The 3,034-nt window shown below is 56.6% G+C and carries 2 protein-coding genes and 2 pseudogenes; 2 read left to right on the forward strand and 2 right to left on the reverse strand.

Annotated features, from left to right (window positions below):
• Nucleotides 1-133: 133 nt before the first annotated feature.
• Nucleotides 134-370: pseudogene (locus BLR85_RS27985) on the reverse strand (integrase core domain-containing protein); the annotation flags it as partial.
• A gap of 137 nt (nt 371-507) precedes the next feature.
• Between BLR85_RS27985 and BLR85_RS27990 the strand changes: the two are divergent.
• Together BLR85_RS27990 and BLR85_RS27995 are read left to right on the forward strand one after the other, a co-directional pair.
• Nucleotides 508-981: pseudogene (locus BLR85_RS27990) on the forward strand (IS110 family transposase); the annotation flags it as partial.
• Nucleotides 982-1,625: 644 nt separating this feature from the next.
• A complete protein-coding gene (locus BLR85_RS27995; RefSeq protein WP_093165115.1) occupies nt 1,626-2,795 on the forward strand; it encodes an MFS transporter in 1,170 nt (389 codons plus the stop codon).
• A 21-nt stretch (nt 2,796-2,816) separates the two neighbouring features.
• On the opposite strand, the gene BLR85_RS29725 is transcribed toward BLR85_RS27995, so the two are convergent.
• A partial coding sequence (locus BLR85_RS29725) for a hypothetical protein (RefSeq protein WP_212635190.1) occupies nt 2,817-3,034 on the reverse strand: 218 nt, incomplete at its 5' end.

Below are 3,034 nucleotides of genomic sequence, written 5' to 3' on the forward strand. Positions count from 1 at the left end.
GATCAATGATACGAACTACAGTTCCAGGTGACTAGTTCCAATTGGACTGCCCCCATCGAGTGGTCCTCATGCATTGTTAATATCTTGTCAGCCTTTAGTAAATCGAAACGATGCTTTCTGGTGCCGGTGGTTGCTAGCCCAGGGCACTGTGGGGCCTGACCGTGTTGTAGTGGCGCCGCCATCGTTCGATCAGGATCTGTGCTTCGCGTAGCGTGTAGAAAATCTCGCCGTTTAGCAACTCGTCTCGGAAACGGGAGTTGAAGCGCTCACAGTATCCGTTCTCCCACGGTGAGCCCGGCACAATGAATGCGGTTTTTGCACCAACGGCGCCGAGCCAGGCGCGCACCTTCTTGGCGATGAATTCCGCGCCATAGCACGTCGGGAATGAGGCGGTTCTGGTAGGCTATGGCCACCTGCGGAGCCCCCAAGTTGCGCAGCAGGTGGCCATAACCGGTTTTCAGGTCTCAACAGTGGTTTTGCCGAACCACATTGATGAGGAGACCGGTTATGACCGTCATCAATTCTATCGCGGCCTCGACCGTGCTTGTAGCCGTTGATATTTCCAAGCATCGGCACGAGGTCCTGATTGCCGTTCCCGGAAGAAAGCGCCGGCGGCGTATGACGATCCTGAACACGCTGGATGATTTTGCGCGTCTGGCCGGAATTCTCGCTGAGTTTGAGCTGCCGGTCAGCATCGGTTTCGAGGCCACCGGCAACTATAACCGGACACTCGTGCATCATCTCGGCAAGTCAGGTTTCGAGCTGAAGCTCGTGTCCTCGGTCGCGCTGGCCCGGACGCGCGAGGCTCTGCCCAACAGTTGGGACAAGAACGATCCGAAGGACGCGCAGGTCATCCGGCACATGCTGGAGATTGGCGCGGTGCAGTTCTTCCACGACCCGCTTTGCGCCGGCACCAACGATATACAGGAACTGTCGAAGACCCACGAGATCGTCTCGCGCTCGAAGACCGAGTTGTGGCACCTAGCCTCTGCTCGGGCATTGACCCTCGGAACGGCCTCAGCGAAAGCCATGATTGTCGGGTCGTCGATGGGGGCGCGCAAGGTTCCCCAGCTGAAATGAGCGAGGTGACGGATCGAGGCATACATCTTGTCATTGTGCGCGCGCCACGGGCTCTTCAACTGGTATTCTCTGCCTCCATGCTTACGTCCGCTCCTACGAATTGCAGCCGAAGACCGCAGAAGCTCCAATCGGCAGCTCCGCGGACAAAGCTACCATCCGTGCTCGGGGCCGCGACGAGCGCAATCTGCGCATTGCTGCCGCCGGACACATTTCCGCGACGGTCTGGTGTGCGGACCTTTCCGACATTCGAATTCTCGAAATCTCTCGGAGGCGACGGCTCGCATTAGACTGAAAACGGAATAGCAATACCAATCTTGTGCGTCCGCTATAAGGGCGAAATAGTGGAACTCCGTTGAGAATGTATTCCTAGACCCAAATAGTCCCTCAAGACTGAGCTGGCCGATAGCTGAATGGACAGGCGCTCAGACTTTAGGCCATGTAACGTGGGAGAACGCAAAGTGCGGGTTTCAAGACGGATCATTTAAGACACGTCAGGGGGTTGGCAAAAGAAATCTGAGCGACAGCTCCGCCCAGGGAGGGCAATCATGCAACTATGGATCGCCCTCGCGGCGCTGACGTTGGCGAGAGCGGCAATGGGCGTTCAGTTCCAGTCCGTCCCGGCACTGGCTACTTCGATCGTGGACCAAACAGGAATAGGTTTTGGTGCCATTGGTGTGATAACGGGCATCTACCTTTTACCGGGCGCCATAACGGCGCTTCTTGGCGGCTGGGCGGGCCAGGCATTGGGCGACTTTCGCACCGCGTTGGCCGGCCTTGCGCTGATGGTCGCCGGCGGAATTGCAGGCGCGTTGTTTCTTAGTTTCGAAGCACAGTTGGCGGCACGCTTTTTCGCTGGAACTGGGGCGGTCGCACTGAATGTGATGGTGACCAAGATGGTCGGCGACATGTTCCAAGGTCGCAGGGATTTGCCAGTGGCCATGGGAATCTTGGTATCAAGCTGGCCAGCAGGGCTCGCCTTGGCCATGTTGCTTCTACCTGTTCTTGCAACGTTTGTTGATTTGCGATTGGTTCTGGCACTGCCGGCCGGGCTTAGCCTTGTCGCCCTTATCTTGATGGTCGCCACTTGGTCAGATCAAGCAAAAACGCGCCCGACTGGATTGGTCGGCCTACAAAAAAGGATGCTTCCGACCGAGCTCAAGCTTGTCTGTCTCGCAGGCATCATTTGGGGGCTCTACAATTCGGCTTTCATCGCCGCTATGAGCTGGGCTCCTGGGCACTTGCAGGCGGCTGGTCTGAGCCATGTCGATGCATCCGGAATCGTCAGCATAACCGGCTGGGTGGCGGTACTATCGGTTGCTGCAGGGGGTTGGTTGGCGACACGGCTTCGTCAGCCAGACTTAGCGGCGATAGCCTGTTTCGGATTGTCGGCGATTGGTCTGGTGGCGTTTGTGTTATTAGACAGCCCTGCGGCCAGCTTACCGCTTTTGGTTTTGTTGGGTTTGGTGGTCGGTCCGGCGGCGGCTATGGTGATGACGTTGCCGGTCGAAGCTACGCGGCCTGATGTTCGAGCCATTGGAATGGGAATCTACATGGCGATCTACTACGCTCTTATGGGTATCGGCCCTTCCGTCTTCGGTGCGCTGCGCGAAAGCCTGGGTTTGTCCGCTCCCCTTTTCGCAGCGGCCGGGACCATGGCGATTTGTTTGATGCTGTGGCTGATTTTTCGCCGCTTTCAATCCAGCCTTAACCCCTAAGACCAACCGCACCTGCAAAAGTCAAAGGCCTGAACTTGTTTGGCAAGTGTCTGCTTTGGGCTTATTTCGTTGAAAAACTCCCGTTGTTTTCGGCCATGATCGCTGATTCAATCTTCTCAATTGAGAGGAGGTTTCGGCGATGATGGGGTAATCCTCCCCATGGTTAACGGGATGAGATTGTAGAATTTTCTCGTGGCGAGAGCCGAGGAGATTCGAATGAGGAAGAGCCGTTTCACCGA

The sequence above is a fragment of the Aliiruegeria lutimaris genome (assembly GCF_900099935.1).
In the GTDB taxonomy this organism is placed as follows: domain Bacteria; phylum Pseudomonadota; class Alphaproteobacteria; order Rhodobacterales; family Rhodobacteraceae; genus Tropicimonas; species Tropicimonas lutimaris.

Bases quoted from the DNA above. Each gene is read 5' to 3' on its own strand.
- BLR85_RS27995 (WP_093165115.1), top strand. From the start codon at position 1,626: ATGCAACTATGGATCGCCCTCGCGGCGCTGACGTTGGCGAGAGCGGCA.